Source organism: Pseudomonas sp. NY15435 (genome assembly GCF_048068295.1).
Lineage (GTDB): Bacteria > Pseudomonadota > Gammaproteobacteria > Pseudomonadales > Pseudomonadaceae > Pseudomonas.
Genome location: NZ_JBLUQA010000008.1, coordinates 274,754 through 294,566 on the forward strand (window position 1 = coordinate 274,754; position 19,813 = coordinate 294,566).

Below are 19,813 nucleotides of genomic sequence, written 5' to 3' on the forward strand. Positions count from 1 at the left end.
GAGGCTCGGTGGGTGCCTTTCGTGGTGGGGTGTAAGCAGGCGAATTTCCTGCGTGCTGCATAGTATGGGGACTATTGCCATGTGTGTGTCAGTAGTCGCCAGCAGGGGGGGGGGGCTTTGCGATGGAGTCTCTGGGTTGTGTTGGTGCTGGGGAATAGATTGAGTTTCGGCACCGGCACCGGCACCGGCACCGGCTGCGGTGTGGCGACAATCTTCCGTCCAGTTGTGCTAGGTGGGCTTTTGTCGAGCCAAAAAAGAAACCCCTGACTTCTTTTGAAATCAGGGGTTTCGGTATTTTGGTGCCCAGGGACGGAATCGAACCGCCGACACGGGGATTTTCAATCCCCTGCTCTACCAACTGAGCTACCTGGGCAACGTGGCGCGCATTAAAAGGGTTTTCGGAAGGGGTGTCAAGCGTGCCGCGAAAAAATTTTTCAAATAATACCGAAGCTTACGCGCTGGGCGGGACGTAGCCCTCGGCCTGCGCGTATTCCTCGCCGGACAGGAACTTGTCCATCTCGGCGGTGAGGAACTTGCGATCCTCGGCATTCATCATGTTCAGGCGACGCTCGTTGATCAGCATGGTCTGGTGCTTCTGCCATTCGTCCCAGGCTTTCTTCGAGACGTGCTCGTAGATGTCCTGGCCCTTGGCTCCGGGATAGGGTGCGCGATCGAGGCCGGGCAGCTCTTCTTTGTATTTGCGGCACATCACCAGTCGGGTCATGACATTTCTCCTGCATTCAACACGTCGGCGGCTCGTTTGAGCAGCTTCTTCACCGGGGCGGCAAGGCCGAGCCGCGGCGGGGTGGCGAGGTTATACCAGAGCCAGTCGGCCTCGGCCACGGCGGGGGCTGCGTCCTCGACGCGCACCAGCCAGGGCTCGATGGCCAGTTGGAAGTGGCTGAAGGTGTGGGTCAGGCCGGGCAACTCGCGACGCTCGCCCAGGCGCAGCGCGTGGCGCTGGGCCAGCGGGTCGAGGGCGGCCAGGTCGTCCAGTTCGGGGAAGCTCCACAGGCCGCCCCAGAGGCCGGTCGACGGACGGCGATAGAGCAGGATGTCGCCCTCGCGGTTCGCCAGGATCGGCATCAGCGTGCGTTTCTGCGGCAGCGCCTTGCGCGGCTTGGAGACCGGGAAATCGGTCTCGCGGCCGAGGAAGTGCGCGCGACAGCCCTCGCGCAGCGGGCAGAGCAGGCAGCTCGGCTTGCTGCGGGTGCAGAGCGTGGCGCCCAGGTCCATCATCGCCTGGGTGTAGTGGTTGACCCGTTCGTGCGGCGTAAAGCGCTCGGCGACCTCCCACAACTGCTTTGCCACCCTGGGCTCGCCCGGATAGCCGTCGCAGGCGATGTAGCGAGCGAGCACACGTTTGACGTTGCCGTCGAGGATTGGCGCGCGCAGGCCCATGGAGATGCTGGCGATGGCGCCGGCGGTAGAGCGGCCGATGCCGGGCAGCTCGGCGAGCTGTTCGACGTCGCGAGGGAATTCTCCGCCGTGCTGCTCCATCACTGTCTTCGCGGTCTTGTGCAGGTTGCGGGCGCGAGTGTAGTAGCCCAGGCCCGTCCATAGGTGCAGCACTTCGTCTTCCGGCGCGTTGGCGAGGTCAGCCACCGTCGGCAGCGCCGCCATGAAGCGGTCGTAGTAGCCCATCACGGTGCTGACCTGCGTCTGCTGCAGCATGATCTCCGAGACCCACACCCGGTAGGGCGTGATGTTCTGCTGCCAGGGCAGGTCATGGCGGCCGTGGCTGTCGAACCAGTCGAGCACGGCCGAATTGAAGCTTTGTGGGGTCACTTCTTGAACAGCCCTTTGAGTGCGTCTTTGAGTTCGGGACTGACCTTGTCGCCGAGCTTCTCTTCAAGTTTCTGGTTCAGCCGGTCCCCGGCCAACCGTGCGGCGATCTTGCCGATGCCGTCCTTGTCCAGGCGGCAGGCCTTGGCGCCCAGTTCCAGAGGGCCGCGGCAGCGCAGCGGCCATTCGATGCCGACATAGCGCTTGTTCACTTCACAGGCCGGGTCGGGCATGTCGCTCTTGTCGCCTTCGATGGTCACGCCGACGCGGTAGTCCATGCCCAGCACGCGCAGGTCGATGTCGCCGTCGGCCTTGACGGTCAGGCCGGGAATGCTGGCCTTGAGGTCCGGGTTGCTGGCCACGCCGTTGCGGAAGGTCAGGTTACCCTGCAGCTCGCGAAACGGCGTGTCCTTGCCGCCATGCTCGGCGGTCAGCGACTTGCGGTTGAGCGTGGCGATGCCCTGGCACAGCTGCTGTTCCAGGTTGGCATTGAGCAGCACGCCCTGGGTCAGGACGAAGCGCGCGGTGCCGTTGAGGTTGTCGATCCAGGCCTTTTGGCTGTTGCCCTGGGTGGTGATGTCGGCGTCCAGGTCCAGCAGGCCCTTCACCGGTGGTTTCTCGCCCTGGGATTCGAGCAGGCGCTCCACCGGTACGTCGGCGATGTGTTTCTTCGCCTGCAGGGTCGGTACGTCCTGACGCACGTCGAGCGTGGCAGTGGCGTTGAACTTGCCGTCGTAGAGCTCGCCGCGCAGATCATCGAGGTTGAGCAGGCCGCCCTGGCCGCGCAGCTTGAGCACGGCATTGTCGATGGGCAGCTTGTCCAGGGTCAGTTGACCGAGGTTCAGGCCGGCGTCCAGGTCCAGCGTGCGCAGTCGGGCGATGGGCAGCAGCGGGGTGTCGCTCCACGCCTGCTGGGTCGGCTGGCTGGGCAGCGGGGTATCGCCCTGAATGGCGTTCTGCTCGGTGCTGGCGACTTCTGCCTTGCGCGCGCTGTTGCTGGCTTCCTGGGCTTTCTTGACCTTGGCCGGCAGGTAGCGGTCCAGGTTCAGCTTGTCGCCGGCCAGTTGGGCGCGAATCGCCTGTTTGCTGAAGTCGGCGATCCCAAGGTTGCCGCTGAAGGTGCTGTCGTCCAGCTTCAGCTTGATGTCGTTCAAGGTCAGGCTGTTGCGGGTGCCGCTGACGCGGGTGGCCAGCTCCAGCCTGGTCAGGGTGGTGGCGTCGGCCATTTCCGGCAACGTCTGGCCGATGCCTTCGAGGAATTCACGCAGGTTGAACGGTGCCAGCGACAGGCCGCCATCGAACTTGGGTTCCTTGTCCAGCTCGCGGGCCTTGATTTCGCCGAGGGCGCGCAGTTGATTGACGGTGACCTTCAGGCCATTCCACTCGGCAACCTGGGCTGCCTGGTCGAGTACCAGCTGGCCCTGGGCGCTGTAGTTGGCGGTCTTGCCCTGGAACTGGTCGCCGGAAACTTCGCCGGAGAGCTTGGCGTCTTCGAGCTGGTAGCGCTTGAGCGCGCGGTCGAAGCGCAGGTTGCCGGTCAACTCGGTGCGGGCGCGGATCACCGGCTGGTTGCTGCCCAGGTAGGCGTTGAGCTTGATCGGGATGTTGCTGCCTTCGCGGATGGCGCCGGTAGTGAGCTCGATGCCTTCGACGCTGTAGTTCTTGCCGCTCTGGGCGTCGGCGTAGTCGATGCGGGCGTTCTTCACGCTCAGGCTATCGATGTCCAGCTTCATGGCCTGGTGGGACTGCTGCGCGTCGGCCTTGGCCTGAGCGCTCGGCGCAGGCGCCGGTTGCGCGGCGGGCGGCGTTCCATTGGCGGGCTGAAGGGGCTTGCCGATGCTCTCCCAGTTGCCGACGCCGTTCTTGTCCTTGTTCAGGGACAAGGTCAGGCCTTCGACGCGGATGTCGCTCATCTGCACTTCCTTGCGCAGCAGCGGCAGCACGCGCACGGACATGGCCAGCAGTTGCGCGTCGGCGAACGGCTTGTCCGGCGCCTGCAGGCTCGCCACGCTGGTGTCGTGCAGCTCCAGGCCCAGCCAGGGGAAAAGGCTCCAGCCGATATCGCCCTTGAGGTTCAGCTCGAGATTGGCCTTTTCCCGGGCGAGTTGGCGGATCTCGTCCTTGTAGTCGTTCGGGTCGAAGAAGTGGGTCAGCACGAAGCCGGCGGCGACGATGAGCAGCAGCAGGACCAGGGCAATGATGCCGATGATTTTGCCGAACGCTTTCATGGACGGATCCTTGTTCAGGCGGCGGGTGGAATAGCGGGGAAGTATACCAATGACGCAGCGGCGCCCCAGCCCGCGAAGGCGAGCGCACGTGCTGCGGGTTTTGAGCGGGGTGCTGGCCTGCGGTTCCCGACGATTGCGGAATCAGGCCGGCTGCAGCGTCAGACCGAGATGTTCCGCAAACTGCGCAGCCTGGGGTTGATCGCCCGGTGCGGTCAGGCGCAGCGCGGCGCCTTGCAGGACGGCCAGGCGTTGCGCCTCTTCTAGCAGCCGGCGGGCCACGCCGCGGTTGCGGGTGACTTGGCGCACGCAGAGGCGCGAGAGCAGCCAGGTGTCGCCGTCACGCTCGATCCAGGCCGCGCCCAGCAGGCGATCGTTGAAGCGCCCGGTGAATAGTCGGCCCTCGGCCAGTCCGAGCTCGACCAGGTGCCGGGCATCGTTGAAGGGCGCCAGCAGCCACTGCGGCGCATCGGCGTAGATCTTCAGCAGGTCCTGGCGGTCCTGGTCACTGGGCTGGGTCAGGTGCTGGACGACGACGGGCATGGGCAATCCTCGAAAGGCGAGCCGCGCAGTGTAGGACCATCGGCCAGCGCCGACCACCGCCCATAGCCGCGCGGCGCCCGGCGCGCCTATAATGCCGCCCCTTCTTATAATTATGTGCAGTGTTAGCTGTGGAGCTGGTGATGGCCGAACGCAAGGCATCCGTCGCGCGCGACACCCTGGAAACCCAGATCAAGGTTTCCATCGACCTGGATGGAACGGGCAAGGCCCGCTTCGATACCGGGGTTCCCTTCCTCGAGCACATGATGGACCAGATCGCCCGGCACGGCCTGATCGACCTGGACATCGAGTGCAAGGGCGACCTGCATATCGACGACCACCATACCGTCGAAGACATCGGCATCACCCTCGGCCAGGCCTTCGCCAAGGCCATCGGCGACAAAAAGGGCATCCGCCGCTACGGCCATGCCTACGTGCCGCTGGACGAGGCGCTGTCGCGCGTGGTCATCGACTTCTCGGGCCGCCCCGGCCTGCAGATGCACGTGCCGTTCACCCGCGCCAGCGTTGGCGGCTTCGACGTGGACCTGTTCATGGAGTTCTTCCAGGGCTTCGTCAACCACGCCAACGTCACCCTGCACATCGACAATCTGCGCGGGCACAACACCCACCACCAGATCGAGACCGTGTTCAAGGCCTTCGGCCGCGCGCTGCGCATGGCCATTGAGCTGGATGAGCGCATGGCCGGCCAGATGCCGTCCACCAAAGGGTGCCTGTAATGCAGACGGTAGCCGTCATCGACTACGGCATGGGCAACCTGCACTCGGTGTCCAAGGCGCTTGAGCGCGTGGGCGCCGGGCGCGTGCTGGTGACCAGTGACGCCAACGTGATCCGCGAGGCGGATCGCGTGGTGTTCCCCGGTGTCGGCGCGATCCGCGACTGCATGGCCGAAATCAAGCGCCTGGGCTTCGACAGCCTGGTGCGCGAGGTCAGCCAGGACCGCCCGTTCCTCGGCATCTGCGTCGGCATGCAGGCGCTGCTGGAGCACAGCGAAGAGAACGACGGCGTCGACTGTATCGGCCTGTTTCCCGGCAAGGTGCGCTTCTTCGGCAAGGACCTGCACGAGGACGGCGAACACCTGAAGGTGCCGCACATGGGCTGGAACGAAGTGGCGCAGAGCGTGGATCACCCGCTCTGGCACGACATCCCGGAGCGCGCGCGCTTCTACTTCGTGCACAGCTATTACATCGAGGCTGGCAACCCGCGCCAGGTGGTCGGTCGCGGCCATTACGGCGTTGACTTTGCCGCCGCGCTGGCCGATGGCTCGCGCTTCGCCGTGCAGTTCCACCCGGAGAAGAGCCATACCCACGGCCTGCAGCTGCTGCAGAACTTCGCCGCCTGGGACGGGCGCTGGTAAGCCATGGCCCGCCAGAAGGACAAGCCCGCGATCCTCGAACTCGATGGCGCCCAGCGCCAGAGTGCGGCGCGGGCCATCCAGCGTTTTCTCGAAGATCGCTTCGAGCTGGACGTGGGTTCCTTCGAGGCCGAAGAGGCGCTGGATTTCTTCATGCGCGAGTTCGGCCCACTGTTCTACAACAAGGCGATCTTCGACGTGCAATCTCACCTGAAAGACCGGTTCGAGAGCATCGAAAGCGACTTGTGGGCGCTCGAGAAGAGCTGACCCGACCCCATTCATCTTTGGATTCGAGCAGGTTCAACCCATGCTGATCATCCCCGCAATCGATCTGAAAGACGGCGCCTGTGTGCGCCTGCGCCAGGGCCTGATGGAAGACGCCACCGTCTTCTCCGACGACCCGGTGTCCATGGCCGCCAAATGGGTGGAGGGTGGTTGCCGCCGTCTGCACCTGGTGGACCTGAATGGCGCCTTCGAAGGCAAGCCGGTCAACGGTGAAGTGGTCACAGCCATTGCCAAGCGCTACCCGAACCTGCCGATCCAGATCGGTGGCGGCATCCGTTCGCTGGAAACCATCGAACACTACGTTCGCGCTGGCGTCAGCTACGTGATCATCGGCACCAAGGCGGTCAAGCAGCCGGAATTCGTCGCCGAAGCGTGCAAGGCATTCCCGGGCAAGGTCATCGTCGGCCTGGATGCGAAAGACGGCTTCGTCGCCACCGACGGCTGGGCCGAGGTGAGCGAAGTGCAGGTGATCGACCTGGCCAAGCGTTTCGAGGCCGACGGCGTCTCCGCCATCGTCTACACCGACATCGCGAAGGACGGCATGATGCAGGGCTGCAACGTCGAAGCTACTGCGGCCCTGGCCAACGCCACGCGCATCCCGGTGATCGCTTCGGGCGGCATCCACAACCTGGGTGATATCCAGAAGCTGCTGGACGCCCGCACCCCGGGCATCGTCGGCGCCATCACCGGCCGCGCGATCTACGAAGGCACCCTGGACGTCGCCGAGGCCCAGGCACTGTGCGACGCCTTCAAGGGCTGAGCCGAACCACGGGAAGCACTGACATGACCCTGGCTAAACGCATCATTCCCTGCCTCGACGTGGACAACGGCCGCGTGGTGAAGGGCGTCAAGTTCGAGAACATCCGTGACGCCGGCGACCCGGTGGAAATCGCCCGCCGCTACGACGAGCAGGGCGCGGACGAGATCACCTTCCTCGACATCACCGCCAGCGTCGATGGCCGCGACACGACCCTGCATACCGTGGAGCGCATGGCCAGCCAGGTGTTCATCCCACTGACCGTGGGCGGCGGCGTCAGGACGGTGCAGGACATTCGCAACCTGCTCAATGCCGGTGCGGACAAGGTCTCGATCAACACCGCCGCGGTATTCACCCCGGAATTCGTCGGCGAAGCCGCCGCGCGTTTCGGCTCGCAGTGCATCGTGGTCGCCATCGACGCCAAGAAAGTGTCGGGTCCCGGCGAGGCCCCGCGCTGGGAAATCTTCACCCACGGCGGCCGCAAGCCCACCGGGCTCGATGCTGTGGAGTGGGCGAAGAAGATGGAAGGCCTGGGCGCCGGTGAAATCCTCCTGACCAGCATGGACCAGGACGGCGTGAAGAGCGGCTACGACCTGGGCGTCACCCGCGCCATCAGCGAAGCCGTGGGCGTTCCGGTGATCGCTTCGGGCGGTGTCGGCAACCTGGAGCACCTGGCGGCCGGCATTATCGAGGGTAAGGCCGACGCGGTTCTCGCGGCGAGCATCTTCCACTTCGGCGAGTACAGCGTGCCGGAGGCCAAGGCCTATCTGGCCAGCCGCGGCATCGTCGTGCGCTGATCCCTTCCGGGCCGGGGTTCTCCCGGCCCGATGGCTCTAATCCGGGCGGTCCTTCTCCCTGCGTCCGGTGGCCGCACACCCTTTCTGCGCACGAAGCTTGCTAGCCGAAGGCTTCAGTCAAGGTAATGGCAGTTCCATGTCCCATTGCCACATTCATAGGGTTTATTGGCGTCAATTCTCCGAGTAAGCTCTGCGCCTTCTCAGAAATGTCATACGCAGGAAATATCTCGATGCTGAAGCGCATTCTGCTTGCATGGCTAGGCTGCGGCCTGCTTCTGGCCAGCGCGGCAAGGGCTGAAACGGATTCTTCGGACTACAGCGTGGTGCTGCTCACCGAGAACTTCCCTCCCTACAACATGGCCATCAACGGCAAGAACTTCGCCCAGGAAGACAGCATCGACGGCATCGCCGTGGATATCGTCAAGGAGATGTTCAAGCGCGCCGGCGTGCAGTACAGCCTGACCCTGCGCTTCCCCTGGGACCGTATCTACAAGCTGGCGCTGGAGAAGCCCGGCTACGGTGTGTTCGTCACCGCGCGCCTGCCCGAGCGCGAAAGCCAGTTCAAGTGGGTCGGCCCGATCGGTCCGGACGACTGGGTCCTGCTGGCCAAGGCCGATAGCCCCATCAGCCTGAACAACCTCGACGAAGCCAGGAAATATCGCGTTGGCGCCTATAAGGGCGACGCCATGGCTCAGTACCTGGGCGAGCACGGCTTCGAGCCGGTGCTGGCGCTGCGCGACCAGGAGAATGCCGCCAAGCTGCGCGACGGCCAGATCGACCTCTGGGCCAGCGGTGACCCGGCGGGCCGCTACCTGGCCAAGCAGGTCGGCGTCACCGGCCTGAAGACCGTGCTGCGTTTCAACAGCGACCAGCTGTTCCTCGCGCTGAACCGCGAGACCCCGGACGCCGTGGTGCAGAAGCTGCAAGGGGCGCTGGACAAGATGCGCGCCGAAGGTTTCGTCGACGACGTGCTCAACAGTTACCTGTAACACCCGAAGGCCGGCCACTCGCCGGCCTTTGTGTTTGGCGCCGACATCCCTCGGCGCCGGTTTTGCCACGGAAGGCAGACGAGCGAAGTATTCCGTCCCCTCTGCAGGGATGCCGCAAGCCCAATAACGATAACCAAGCGAGCGGTATGACCATGCTGAAAGTCCTGATCAAGACCCTGACCCTGGGTCTGCTGTTGGGGGCCGCCACGGCCCGCGCCGAGTTGCCCGCCGATTACAAGATGGTGCTGCTCACCGAGAACTTCCCGCCCTTCAACATGGCGGTGGACGACAAGAACTTCGCCCGCGACGAGGGGATCGACGGCATCAGCGCCGACATCGTCCGCGAGATGTTCAAGCGCGCCGGCATCCAATACAGCCTGAGCCTGCGTTTCCCCTGGGATCGCCTCTACAAGCTGGCCCTCGACAAGCCTGATTACGGGCTGTTCTCCACCACCTACACGCCCGAGCGCGTGCCGCTGTTCAAGTGGGTCGGGCCGATTGCCAAGACCAACTGGGTCCTGCTGGCGCCGCCAGGCAGCACCATCAAGGTCAAGGACCTCAAGGACGCCGCCAAGTACAAGCTCGGCGCCTACAAGAACGACGCCGTCAGCCAGAACCTGGAAAGCCAGGGTATCCCGGTGCTCAACGCGCTGCGCGACCAGGAAAACGTGAAGAAGCTGACCACCGGCGAGATCGACCTGTGGGCCACCACCGACCCGGTGGGCCGCTACCTGGCCAAGCAGGAAGGCGTGTCCGGCCTGCAGACCGTGCTGCGCTTCAACGAGGCCCAGCTGTACCTGGCGATCAACAAGGACACCCCGGACGAGGTGGTGGCGAAGCTGCAGAAGGCGCTGGATGAAATGCGCGCCGACGGCTTCATCGAGCAGGCGACCAATAACTACCTCTAAGGCCGGCTTTTCGTTGTAGGAGCGAGCTTGCTCGCGAACCATGCCTCCGGGGATTTCGGTGCCGGGCGTCGTTCGCGAGCAAGCTCGCTCCTACAAACGGCTCATCCTGATTGCATCTATCGGTAGATACCGTTCCGCCCATGCCCCGCCATGGCGCGGTTGCCGCGCTCGGCGATCATCAATGACGGTTGCACCAGCTCGAAGCCCTGGGCCTTCAGGGTCGGCAGCACGCGTTTGAGCACGGCCAGGGTCGCCGGCTTCGGGTGGCCGATCATCACCACTGTGCCCTGCTTGCGCGCCAGTGCCAGGCCGCGCTGCATTTGCTCCATCACCGCCGCTTCGCTCGGGTCGTCGTCGAGGAACACATCCCGCGACAGGCTGGCGAGCCCGATCTTCTGCGCCTCGGCGGCAGCCACGGTGGCCGCGCTGGTACGGCTGTCGAGCAGGAACAGGTGGCGCCGCTGCAGTTCGGCGGCCAGCCAGGCCATGGCCGGGCGGTCGGCCGTCATGCGGCTGCCTTCGTGGTTGTTCAGCCCCTGCACATAAGGCACTTTCGCCAGCGCGGCGTCGAGGCGGCGCGCGCGTTCGTCCTGGGTCAGCTCCGGGCGCCAGGCGAAATCGCCGCCGGCCGGGTCCATGGGCATGTGCAGCATCACGGTGCGCCCGCGCTGGTGCGCCTCGCGCGCCAGTTCGGCGGCGTGGGGTGTATCAGGAATGATCGCCAGGGCGATGGCGGGGGAGATGTCGAGCACCTGGCGGTCGCGCGCCAGGTTCTGCCCGAGGTCGTCGATGACGATGCTGACCAGCGGCTTGCTGCTGTCCGGCCGGGGCGCAGCGGCCACCGGCAGGCACAGCAGTGCGCCCAGGCACAGGCTCAGTAGCAGCCGGGCCGGGCGCATCGGTCAGTTGTTGCCGCGGCTGACGCTGAGTCCTTTCAGCAGGCTGAGGGCTTGGCTGAGCTGGTAGTCGCCATCCTGCGGGCGATCCACCGGCGGCTTGCCGGATGTGGTCGGACGATCCTGGCCGCCATTGCCGTTGGCCAGGTGGCCCTGCAGGTCGGCTTCCTTGAAGCCGTCGAACTCGCTCTTCTCGCGCGTCACCTTGGCACGTTCCACCTCGATATCCGGGGTGATGCCCTGGGCCTGGATGGAGCGACCGTTCGGGGTGTAGTACAGCGCGGTGGTGAGCTTGAGGGCGCGGTCGTTGTTCAGCGGCAGCACGGTTTGCACCGAACCCTTGCCGAAGCTGTCGGTGCCCATGAGGATCGCGCGCTTCTGGTCCTGCAGGGCGCCGGCGACGATTTCTGCCGCCGAGGCGCTGCCGCCGTTGATCAGCACCACCAGCGGCACGCCGTCGCTCGGGTCGGCCGGGTCGGCGGAGAAGCGCAGCTCGGAGTTCGGGATGCGGCCCTTGGTGTAGACGATCAGCCCCTTGGTGAGGAAGGCGTCTGCCACCTCAACCGCGGACTGCAGCACCCCACCGGGGTTGTTGCGCAGGTCCAGCACCAGGCCCTTGAGCTTGCCCTTGTTGTCGTTGCGCAGCTTGGACAGTGCCTTGACGGTTTCTTCGCCGGTGTTCACCTGGAACTGGGTGATGCGCAGGTAGCCGTAACCGGGCTCCAGCATCTGGCTCTTGACGCTCTTGACCTTGATGATGGCGCGCTTGAGCGTCACGTCGAACGGCTTGCCGCCGCCGCGCACGATGGTCAGGGTGATCGGCGAGCCGGCCTTGCCGCGCATGCTGTCCACCGCCTCGTTCATCGACTGGCCCTTGGTCGGCTTGCCGTCGATCTTGACGATCAGGTCGCCCGGCTGGATGCCGGCGTTGGCCGCCGGGGTGTCGTCGATCGGCGAGATCACCTTGACGAAGCCATCCTCGCTGCCGACTTCGATGCCCAGGCCGCCGAATTCGCCGCTGGTGCTTTCCTGCAGTTCGGCGAACTCTTCCGGGCCGAGGTAGGCAGAGTGCGGGTCGAGGTTGCTGAGCATGCCCTTGATGGCATTTTCCAACAGCGTCTTGTCGTCCACGGGTTCGACGTAGGCCGCCTTCACCCGGTCCAGGACCTCGGCAAAGGTGCGCAGCTCGTCGAGCGGCAGCGGAGCCTCCTTGCCGTTGGCCGCGGGGGATGCGGCCGGCGCGTCGGCGGCCTGGACCGCACCGACACCGAGCAGCAAGGCCAGGGCCAGGGTAGTGAGACGGAAAGCTTGCGACATGTTTGGCTCCTAATGCGTGTTCGCCGCTTATCCCTGCGTGCGACACCAGGTCGAAGGGTCCGCCGGGCGGCCCTGATGGCGAATGGCAAAATACACCGCCGGGGTACTCTGACCCCCGCTGGCTCCCACGGTTGCAATGGGATCGCCCGCTTTGACGGTATCGCCGGCGTCCTTCAGAAGACTTTGATTATGCCCATAAAGGCTGAGGTAGCCACCACCGTGGTCGAGAATCACCAACAGCCCTGAGCCGCGCAGCCAATCGGCAAAAACCACTCGGCCGCCATGCACGGCACGCACGGTGCTGCCGGCCGAAGCGCCGATCAGCACACCGTCCCAGGTGGCGCGGGGGTCGTCGCCGCGCGGGCTGCCGTAGCGCGCCAGGACGCGACCATCCACCGGCCAGGGCAGCTTGCCCTTGGTGGCGGCAAAGGCGCCACCGAAGCCAGCGCCGCTGGAGACCAGCGGGCCGCTGTAGTCGGCGCGCTTGGACGGCGTTTCGGGCTTCTCGCCGCGAGCGGCCAGCTCCTGCTCACGCTTGACCCGCTCGCGCTCGGCGGCCAGGGCGCGCTGGCGCGCTTCCTCGGCTTCGCGGGCCTGGCGGGCGAGGGTTTCCTCGATGGTCTTGAGGACCTTGTTCAGGTCTTCCTGGCTCTGCTCGCGATCCTTGAGCTTGCTGCTGCCGTCCTTCAGGTCGCTGTTGAGCTTGGCCAGGGTCTCCTGGCGCGCCTTGCGGGCATCGGTCAGTTCCTGGCGGCGGGCTTCGAGAGCGCTCTGCTGGGCGACCTGCTCGTCCTTCTGCGAAGTGATTTCCTGCTCGACGTTGCTCAGTTGGCGCAGCGTCTCGTTGAACGCCGAGAGCTGTTCCAGGCGCGCCTTGTTGATGTAGTCGTAGTAGGTGAGGGTGCGGCTGAACTTCTCAGGGTGTTCCTGGTTCAGCAGCAGCTTGAGGTATTCCTGCCGGCCGCTCTGGTAGGCGGCGCGGGCCTGGATGGCGATCAGGCGCTGCTGCTCAAGGCGCGCGCCCTGGAGTTTTTTTTTCTCCCCGTCGAGGCGCTGCAGCTCTTCCTCGTTCTTCTTCATCTCGTCCTGGATCTGCTTGATCTGCTTTTCCAGGTCGCCCATCTGGGTCTCGGTGGACTTGAGCTGCTTCTGCACCCCGGACTTTTCGTCCTGGATGCTCTTCAGGTTTTTCTTCAGCTCATTGATGTCTTTCTGCGTCTGCTCCAGCTGACGCTGGGCGTCGGCGCGTTCGTCGGCAACGACCGCGAGCGGGCTCAGGAGGCAGATCAGCAGCAGCGGGAGGAGGGCGCGAGGCATTGGGCGGCGGGGACCTGAAGTCTGGACGGCCTAGTATGCCCGTGGCGGACATTAAAAAAAACGCCCCAGGCCGCATGGCGTGGGGCGTTTGCTCTGACCGGCGGGAGACGGCTCACGTTCCCGCCAAATCGATACCCATTAAAGCAGGGTAACGATGGATTTGCCGGTCATCTCTTTTGGCTGCACCAGACCCATCAGGTTCAGCAGGGTCGGAGCCACGTCGGCGAGTACGCCGCCCTCGCGGATGCTCAGCTTGCGCTTGCCGACGTAGACGAAGGGCACCGGCTCGCAGGTGTGCGCGGTGTGCGCCTGGCCGGTCATGGCGTCTTCCATCTGCTCGACGTTGCCGTGGTCGGCGGTGATCAGGGCTTCGCCGCCAACCTTGTCCAGCGCCTCGACGATCCGACCGACGCAGGTATCCAGGCACTCGACGGCTTTTACCGCCGCTTCGAACACGCCGGTGTGGCCGACCATGTCACCGTTGGCGTAGTTGACGATGATCACGTCGAAACGCTGGTTCTCGATGGCGTCGACGATCCTGTCGGTGACTTCCGGCGCGCTCATTTCCGGCTGCAGGTCATAGGTAGCGACCTTGGGCGAAGGAATGAGGATGCGCTCTTCGCCTTCGAACGGCTCTTCGCGGCCGCCGGAGAAGAAGAAGGTCACGTGGGCGTATTTCTCGGTCTCGGCGATGCGCAGCTGGGTCTTGCCGTTCTTGGCAAGGTATTCGCCCAGCACATTGTCCAGGGACTCGGGCTTGAACGCGCTGGGCGCCGGGATGCTTGCTGCGTACTGGGTCAGCATCACGTACTCGGCCAGGTGCAGTTCGCGCTGGCGCGGGAACTCCTTGAAGCCCGGCTCGACGAAGGCGCGCGACAGTTCGCGGGCGCGGTCGGCACGGAAGTTCATGAAGACCACGGCGTCGCCGTCTTCCACGCGTACCTGTTCGCCAATGCGGGTAGCCTTGACGAATTCGTCGCTCTCGCCGCGCTCATAAGCGGCGTTCAGCGCGCCCACGGCAGTGTCGGCAGTGAATTCGGCGGCGCCATCGGTGATCAGGTTGTAGGCGGCTTCGACGCGGTCCCAGCGGTTGTCGCGGTCCATGGCGAAGTAGCGGCCAATGATGCTGGCGGTGCGTCCCTTGCCAATGCGGGCGAAGGCGTCGTCGAGCAGTTTCAGCGAAGGCTCGGCGCTCTTGGGCGGCGTGTCGCGGCCGTCGAGGAAGGCGTGCAGGTAGATTTTCTCGGCGCCACGCTGGGCGGCCAGCTCGGCCATGGCGATCAGATGGTCCTGGTGGCTATGCACGCCGCCGTCGGAGAGCAGGCCGAGGATGTGTACGGCCTTGCCGGCATTCGCGGCCTTGTCGACCGCGCCGGTCAGCACGGGGTTCTGGAAGAACTCGCCGTCGCGGATGGCCTTGGTGACGCGGGTGAAGTCCTGATAGACGACGCGGCCGGCGCCCAGGTTCATGTGACCGACCTCGGAGTTGCCCATCTGGCCGTCGGGCAGGCCGACGTCCATGCCGGAGCCGGAGATCAGGCCGTTGGGCTGGCTGGCCAGCAGGCGGTCCCAGTTGGGCTTCTTCGCGGCATAGATGGCGTTGTATTCGGGGCTCTCGCTATGGCCGAAGCCGTCCAGAATGATCAGGACCAGCGGTTTGGGCGTTGCAGTCATAGTTACGGCTCTTTCCGAGAATAGGGGTCAGAAAAGGACACACATTTTACCTTTTGGTGCCGACAGACGCCATGATCCCTAGGGTTCAGCCGTCAGATACGCGCGTGTATACTGGCCGGCATTTTTACGTCTGGATGTCCTGCGCATGTCTTCGTTTCTTCCTCGTCTGATCGAATTCGCCACCCACCACTACCTGCTGGTTGGTGCCCTGGTCATCCTGCTGGTGCTGCTGGCGCTGCACGAAATGCGCAAGGGCGGCCGCGCGCTGTCCACCCGCGAACTGACCGCCATGGTCAACGCCGAACAGGCCGTGGTGCTGGATATCCGCCCGACCAAGGAATTCACCACCGGCCACATCGTCGGCGCGCTGAACATCCCGGCGGACAAACTGAACGCCCGCATGAGCGAGCTGGACAAACACAAGGCCAAGACCATCATCGTGGTCGACGGCATGGGCCAGCACTCGGGCACCTGGTGCAGCGTGCTGCAGAAGGCCGGCTACACCGCCGCGAAACTCTCCGGCGGCATCGGCAGCTGGCGTGGCGATAACCTGCCCTTGGTGAAGTGAGATGTCGTCGACCTTGATCTACACCAGCGCGTGGTGCCCTTATTGCATCCGCGCCAAGGCCCTGCTGGACAAGAAGGGAGTCGCCTACGAGGAAATCTCCGTGGACGGCAAGCCTGGCGTACGCGCCGAAATGGCCAGCAAGGCGGGTCGCACTTCGGTGCCGCAGATCTGGATCGACGGAACCCACATCGGCGGCTGTGACGATCTTTACGCGCTGGAACGCGCGGGCAAGCTGGATACGCTGCTCTCGGCGTGATCCCACATTCTGAAACGATGCACAAGAAGGTCCCGAAATGACTGAACAAGCCAGCAACGGCGCAGCCGAGCAAGACAACAACCCGCAGTTCTCGCTGCAGCGCATCTACGTGCGCGACCTCTCCTTCGAGGCCCCCAAGGCTCCGGAAATCTTCCGTCAGGAGTGGCAGCCGAGCATCGCCATGGACCTCAACACCCGTCAGAAGCAGCTCGATGGCGACTTCTACGAAGTGGTCCTTACCGTTTCGGTAACCGTGAAGAACAACGAAGAAACCGCTTTCATCGTTGAAGTGCAGCAGGCCGGCATCTTCCTGATCAAGGGCCTGGACGCGTCCAGCATGAGCCACACCCTGGGTGCCTTCTGCCCGAACATCCTCTTCCCGTACGCCCGTGAAACCCTGGACAGCCTGGTTGTCCGTGGTTCCTTCCCGGCGCTGATGCTGTCCCCGGTGAATTTCGATGCGCTGTACGCGCAGGAAATCGCCCGCATGCAGGCTTCCGGCGAAATCCCGACCCCGTAATCGCTGCGGTCGTGGAATAAAGGCGCCCTCGGGCGCCTTTTTCTTTGCCCGCAGATTGGCGCGGCGCCGAACGTAGGGCGGATAACGTTCGACGTTATCCGTCGATTGACCTCGGTTTCCGACACCTCGGGATTGGCTTGGACACTCGTTCCAGCGTGCTCCGGGGGGCGGGCATGGAGCGGAGATATCGGCGTACAACCGCGAACGGTTGTACGCCCTACGGCTGCTCAGGCGTGAACGCCTTTTTGTAGGAGCGAGCTTGCTCGCGAACCGTTTGTGGTGATGCGCTCGATGCCACGACTGTTCGCGAGCAAGCTCGCTCCTACAGGGGCGGTGAAGCCACCGTCCCACGTTCAAGTTTGGTGCGTGCGCACTAGAGGGGCGCAGGCGGGTGGCACTCCGCCGCCTCGGCATTTGCCCTTCGGATGCCGCCATGCGGATGCTTGATAAATCGCCGAAAGCCCCGCCATTACAGGTCTGTAACCGTTCGATCGGTGTGCCGTTCGAGGTCGGCAGCGACTTTGGCACGCCCTCTGCAATACCCCTGGTAACAGCAATTTCAGGGGCCTCGGTACAGGCAGGCTGGGGAACCCCTCTTTTACATCTTGCGAGCGCGCCGCCCGAAGCGGTGGCCGTCGCAGCCGGTTCGGGGGTCCTGGTACAGGCAGGCCGGGAAAGCCCCCTTTTTATGCCCGCAGGCGCGCCACGGCGCTCCGCGCACCCGTTAGGGGTCCTGGTACAGGCAGGCCGGGTAAACCCCTCTTTTATGCCGCGATTCTCCGTCTGGAGGACTCGCTTCCCGCTTCGGGGCCCCGGACCAGGCAGGCCGGGAAAACCCCGCTTTTATTCGGGCCGCGCGCTGATGTTCAGGCGCCACCGGCCCTGGACCTCTGCGCTGTCCCAGGTGCCCTGCAGGCGCCGGGTCGACAGCAGCGTCAGCAGAACCCCCTTGTCCCGTGGCTCCAGTTTCCAGCGCACTGGCGCGTCGCCGATCCGCAACTGGCCCTGCTGTGCCGCGCCGCTGGCGTCGATCTGCAGCGCCAGGGCGCCGTCCAGCTGGCCGGCGCGCACGGCGGGCTGGGCATCCAGGGTGAGCATCAGACCATTCGCCGAAGGCTCTACAGCAAGGATCTGCGGCGGCCCCTCGTGCGGTGGATTGAGCAGGCGGCCGAGCATCAGGCCGAGCATCAGGCCGAGCACGCACAGCGAAACCATCACCTTGAGCCAGGGCCTGGGCCGCATTTGCTCCTGCGCGGGGGTAGAATGCCCGCCGTTCTCAGGCTCGGAGCGCTGCATGTTCCACGTAATCCTTTTTCAACCGGAAATCCCCCCAAACACCGGCAACATTATCAGGCTGTGCGCCAATGCGGGCTGCAGCCTGCATCTGATCGAGCCGCTGGGCTTCGAGCTGGACGACAAGCGCCTGCGCCGCGCCGGGCTGGATTACCACGAGTACGCCAGCGTGCGCCGCTACGCCAGTCTCGAGGAGTGCCTGGAGCAGCTCGGCCAGCCGCGCCTGTTCGCCTTCACCACCAAGGGCTCGCAACCGTTCCACGAAGTGGCCTACGAGCGCGGCGACGCCTTCCTGTTCGGCCCGGAAAGCCGTGGCCTGCCCGAAGAGGTGCGTGACGCCCTGCCGCCCGAGCAGCGTGTACGCCTGCCGATGCGCCCCGGCTGTCGCAGCTTGAACCTGTCCAACACCGTGGCGGTGACTGTCTACGAAGCCTGGCGCCAGCACGGCTTCGCCATGGATTGAACGTTTTCTGATCGATCCGCGCAAACCCGCGCCCGGCGCGGAGCGCAGCGGCTTGCCCCAAGCTTATCCACAGACGGGCGCACAGTGGATGTGGGCAAGCCGGAAATTCCTGCACAGAAACCAGGCAAACCCGCAGACCGCGCGTGCTCTGGGCTGTAGCACGTTCCTTCCCCGTTCCGTGCACAGTGTTATCCACAGGTTTTGGGGATAGATGTTGCCAAGGCATGACAGGGCTGGCCTGCACAGGGTAGCGCCCTTGTAGGAGTGAGCTTGCTCGCGAACAGCATCACCGGATGGCACGGAAGTTGGGGCGTTCGCGAGCAAGCTCGCTCCTACAGGGGGTGTCGGCAGAGAACGCGTTTCGGGTAATGGTTGGGTATGAAAAAGGGGCCTTTCGGCCCCTTTTTCATGGAAGGACTTCAGTCCTCGCCATCCTCGTCGGGGCCGTCGATCTTCATGCCCAGCTCCTTGATCTTGCGGGTCAGGGTGTTGCGCCCCCAACCCAGCAGCACCGCTGCATCGCGACGGCGGCCGGCGGTATGCTTGAGCGCGGTCTCGATCATGATCCGTTCGAAGGCCGGCACGGCGGTATCCAGCAGGCTCGACTGCCCGCGCCCCAGCGCCTGGTCGGCCCAGTGGCGCAGGGCCTGTTCCCAGTTCGCGGCCGGCACACTGTCCTGTGGCTGGGTCATCAGCTCCGGCGGCAGGTCATCGATGTGCACCTCGCGGCCGGAGGCCATGACGGTGATCCAGCGGCAAGTGTTCTCCAGCTGGCGCACGTTGCCCGGCCAGCCGAGGTTCTTCAGGTATTCCTCGGTTTCCGGCTTGAGCAGCTTGGGCTCCACCGCCAGTTCCTGTGCAGCGCGGGAGAGGAAGTGCCGGGCCAGCGCCGGGATGTCCTCGCGGCGGTCGGCCAGGCGCGGAATATGTACGCGGATGACGTTCAGGCGGTGGAACAGGTCTTCGCGGAACTTGCCCTCGCGCACCAGGTTCTCCAGGTTCTGGTGGGTCGCGGCGATGATCCGCACATCCACCTTCACCGGGGTGTGCCCCCCTACGCGGTAGAACTCGCCGTCGGCCAGCACACGCAGCAGGCGAGTCTGGGTATCGGCCGGCATGTCGCCGATTTCGTCGAGGAACAGCGAGCCGCCGTCGGCCTGCTCGAAGCGGCCGCGGCGCTGGTTGGCCGCACCGGTGAAGGCGCCTTTCTCGTGGCCGAACAGTTCGGATTCCATCAGGTCCTTGGGGATCGCCGCCATGTTCAGCGCGATGAACGGCGAGGCTGCGCGCGGGCTGTGGCGGTGCAGGGCGTGGGCCACCAGCTCCTTGCCGGTGCCCGATTCGCCGTTGATCAGCACGGTGATGTTGGAGTGCGAGAGACGGCCGATGGCGCGGAACACCTCCTGCATCGCCGGCGCTTCACCGATGATTTCCGGGGTACGCGTCTGGTTGGTCGGCGCTTCCAGGCCCTGCTGCTCCTGGGCATGCTGGTTGGCGCGCTTGACCAGGGAGACGGCCTCGTCGACGTCGAAGGGCTTGGGCAGGTATTCGAAGGCACCGCCCTGGTAAGAGGCCACGGCGCTGTCCAGGTCCGAGTGCGCGGTCATGATGATCACCGGCAGGCGCGGGTGCACCTCGCGGATCTGCGCCAGCAGGTCCAGGCCGCTGGAGCCGGGCATGCGGATGTCACTGATGATCACGTCCGGCTGCTGCCGGCCCAGGCGACTCATCACACTGTCGGCACTGTCGAAGCTGACGGTGGTCATGCCTTCCTGCTGCAGGGCTTTTTCCAGTACCCAGCGGATGGAGCGGTCGTCGTCGACGATCCAGACAGTCTCTGATCGGCTCATG

Annotated in this window: 21 protein-coding genes and 1 tRNA gene; 11 read left to right on the forward strand and 11 right to left on the reverse strand. The window is 64.8% G+C overall.

All coding sequences use genetic code 11. The features are described 5' to 3' along the window. Nucleotides 1–297: 297 nt before the first annotated feature. The 5 genes from ACNFH5_RS20560 to panM all read right to left on the reverse strand — a co-directional run bounded on the left by ACNFH5_RS20560 (nt 298) and on the right by panM (nt 4,553). Nucleotides 298–373, reverse strand: a tRNA-Phe gene (locus ACNFH5_RS20560). A 78-nt stretch (nt 374–451) separates the two neighbouring features. Further along, a complete protein-coding gene (locus ACNFH5_RS20565; protein ID WP_015479334.1) occupies nt 452–724 on the reverse strand; it encodes an oxidative damage protection protein in 273 nt (90 codons plus the stop codon). Further along, on the reverse strand, nt 721–1,788 hold the full coding sequence (gene mutY / locus ACNFH5_RS20570) for an A/G-specific adenine glycosylase (protein ID WP_416749086.1): 1,068 nt from the start codon (nt 1,786–1,788) through the stop codon (nt 721–723). The genes ACNFH5_RS20565 and mutY overlap by 4 nt, the downstream gene beginning before the upstream one ends. Continuing rightward, complete coding sequence (locus ACNFH5_RS20575) at nt 1,785–4,013, reverse strand: AsmA family protein (protein WP_416749088.1); 2,229 nt, start codon at nt 4,011–4,013, stop codon at nt 1,785–1,787. Before ACNFH5_RS20575 ends, mutY begins: the two co-directional genes overlap by 4 nt. Before the next feature lie 141 nt (nt 4,014–4,154). Continuing rightward, entirely contained in the window at nt 4,155–4,553 is a 399-nt protein-coding gene (gene panM, locus ACNFH5_RS20580) for an aspartate 1-decarboxylase autocleavage activator PanM (RefSeq protein WP_416749090.1), read from the reverse strand. A gap of 140 nt (nt 4,554–4,693) precedes the next feature. Here panM and hisB point away from each other — a divergent pair, with 140 nt between their 5' ends. The 7 genes from hisB (at nt 4,694) to ACNFH5_RS20615 (ending at nt 9,658) form a co-directional block, all read left to right on the forward strand. Next, nucleotides 4,694–5,287: an imidazoleglycerol-phosphate dehydratase HisB gene (hisB, locus tag ACNFH5_RS20585; RefSeq protein WP_015479330.1), complete on the forward strand. Its 594-nt coding sequence runs from the start codon at nt 4,694–4,696 to the stop codon at nt 5,285–5,287. Next, entirely contained in the window at nt 5,287–5,925 is a 639-nt protein-coding gene (hisH, locus tag ACNFH5_RS20590; RefSeq protein ID WP_416749093.1) for an imidazole glycerol phosphate synthase subunit HisH, read from the forward strand. Before hisB ends, hisH begins: the two co-directional genes overlap by 1 nt. A 3-nt stretch (nt 5,926–5,928) precedes the next feature. Beyond that, the gene (locus ACNFH5_RS20595) at nt 5,929–6,189 is read left to right on the forward strand and encodes a DUF2164 domain-containing protein (protein WP_015479328.1); all 261 of its coding nucleotides are present in this window, start codon (nt 5,929–5,931) and stop codon (nt 6,187–6,189) included. 40 nt (nt 6,190–6,229) lie between these two features. Beyond that, the gene (hisA, locus tag ACNFH5_RS20600; protein ID WP_045215780.1) at nt 6,230–6,967 is read left to right on the forward strand and encodes a 1-(5-phosphoribosyl)-5-[(5-phosphoribosylamino)methylideneamino]imidazole-4-carboxamide isomerase; all 738 of its coding nucleotides are present in this window, start codon (nt 6,230–6,232) and stop codon (nt 6,965–6,967) included. Between the two features lie 23 nt (nt 6,968–6,990). Further along, nucleotides 6,991–7,761 carry an imidazole glycerol phosphate synthase subunit HisF gene (hisF, locus tag ACNFH5_RS20605; RefSeq protein WP_045215782.1) on the forward strand — a complete coding sequence of 257 codons (771 nt, stop codon included), beginning with the start codon at nt 6,991–6,993 and terminating at the stop codon, nt 7,759–7,761. Nucleotides 7,762–7,994: 233 nt separating this feature from the next. Then, nucleotides 7,995–8,750 (forward strand): substrate-binding periplasmic protein, encoded by a 756-nt coding sequence (locus tag ACNFH5_RS20610; protein WP_416749146.1) that lies wholly within the window; start codon nt 7,995–7,997, stop codon nt 8,748–8,750. Nucleotides 8,751–8,902: 152 nt separating this feature from the next. Further along, complete coding sequence (locus ACNFH5_RS20615) at nt 8,903–9,658, forward strand: substrate-binding periplasmic protein (RefSeq protein WP_416749148.1); 756 nt, start codon at nt 8,903–8,905, stop codon at nt 9,656–9,658. 116 nt (nt 9,659–9,774) lie between these two features. Here ACNFH5_RS20615 and ACNFH5_RS20620 read toward each other — a convergent pair whose 3' ends face one another. The 4 genes from ACNFH5_RS20620 to gpmI all read right to left on the reverse strand — a co-directional run bounded on the left by ACNFH5_RS20620 (nt 9,775) and on the right by gpmI (nt 14,862). Beyond that, a complete protein-coding gene (locus tag ACNFH5_RS20620) occupies nt 9,775–10,557 on the reverse strand; it encodes a divergent polysaccharide deacetylase family protein (RefSeq protein ID WP_416749096.1) in 783 nt (260 codons plus the stop codon). A gap of 3 nt (nt 10,558–10,560) precedes the next feature. Then, nucleotides 10,561–11,871: a S41 family peptidase gene (locus ACNFH5_RS20625; protein WP_416749098.1), complete on the reverse strand. Its 1,311-nt coding sequence runs from the start codon at nt 11,869–11,871 to the stop codon at nt 10,561–10,563. A 27-nt stretch (nt 11,872–11,898) separates the two neighbouring features. After that, nucleotides 11,899–13,188 (reverse strand): murein hydrolase activator EnvC family protein, encoded by a 1,290-nt coding sequence (locus tag ACNFH5_RS20630; RefSeq protein ID WP_416749100.1) that lies wholly within the window; start codon nt 13,186–13,188, stop codon nt 11,899–11,901. Between the two features lie 138 nt (nt 13,189–13,326). After that, complete coding sequence (gpmI, locus tag ACNFH5_RS20635) at nt 13,327–14,862, reverse strand: 2,3-bisphosphoglycerate-independent phosphoglycerate mutase (protein WP_416749102.1); 1,536 nt, start codon at nt 14,860–14,862, stop codon at nt 13,327–13,329. Between the two features lie 145 nt (nt 14,863–15,007). Here gpmI and ACNFH5_RS20640 point away from each other — a divergent pair, with 145 nt between their 5' ends. Genes ACNFH5_RS20640 through secB form a run of 3 tightly spaced genes read left to right on the forward strand, consistent with a single transcriptional unit; the run spans nt 15,008 to nt 16,206 of the window. Then, a complete protein-coding gene (locus ACNFH5_RS20640; RefSeq protein WP_024762248.1) occupies nt 15,008–15,430 on the forward strand; it encodes a rhodanese-like domain-containing protein in 423 nt (140 codons plus the stop codon). Between the two features lies 1 nt (nt 15,431). After that, nucleotides 15,432–15,686, forward strand: a complete 255-nt coding sequence (gene grxC, locus ACNFH5_RS20645; protein ID WP_045215790.1) for a glutaredoxin 3 — start codon at nt 15,432–15,434, stop codon at nt 15,684–15,686. 37 nt (nt 15,687–15,723) lie between these two features. Next, the gene (secB, locus tag ACNFH5_RS20650) at nt 15,724–16,206 is read left to right on the forward strand and encodes a protein-export chaperone SecB (protein WP_416749105.1); all 483 of its coding nucleotides are present in this window, start codon (nt 15,724–15,726) and stop codon (nt 16,204–16,206) included. A gap of 843 nt (nt 16,207–17,049) precedes the next feature. Here the strand turns inward: secB and ACNFH5_RS20655 are convergent. Beyond that, nucleotides 17,050–17,448 carry a hypothetical protein gene (locus ACNFH5_RS20655; RefSeq protein ID WP_416749107.1) on the reverse strand — a complete coding sequence of 133 codons (399 nt, stop codon included), beginning with the start codon at nt 17,446–17,448 and terminating at the stop codon, nt 17,050–17,052. A 52-nt stretch (nt 17,449–17,500) separates the two neighbouring features. Here ACNFH5_RS20655 and trmL point away from each other — a divergent pair, with 52 nt between their 5' ends. After that, on the forward strand, nt 17,501–17,962 hold the full coding sequence (gene trmL, locus ACNFH5_RS20660) for a tRNA (uridine(34)/cytosine(34)/5-carboxymethylaminomethyluridine(34)-2'-O)-methyltransferase TrmL (protein WP_081515348.1): 462 nt from the start codon (nt 17,501–17,503) through the stop codon (nt 17,960–17,962). Nucleotides 17,963–18,381: 419 nt separating this feature from the next. On the opposite strand, the gene ntrC is transcribed toward trmL, so the two are convergent. After that, on the reverse strand, nt 18,382–19,812 hold the full coding sequence (gene ntrC / locus ACNFH5_RS20665) for a two-component system response regulator NtrC (RefSeq protein ID WP_416749109.1): 1,431 nt from the start codon (nt 19,810–19,812) through the stop codon (nt 18,382–18,384). Nucleotide 19,813: the final 1 nt, after the last annotated feature.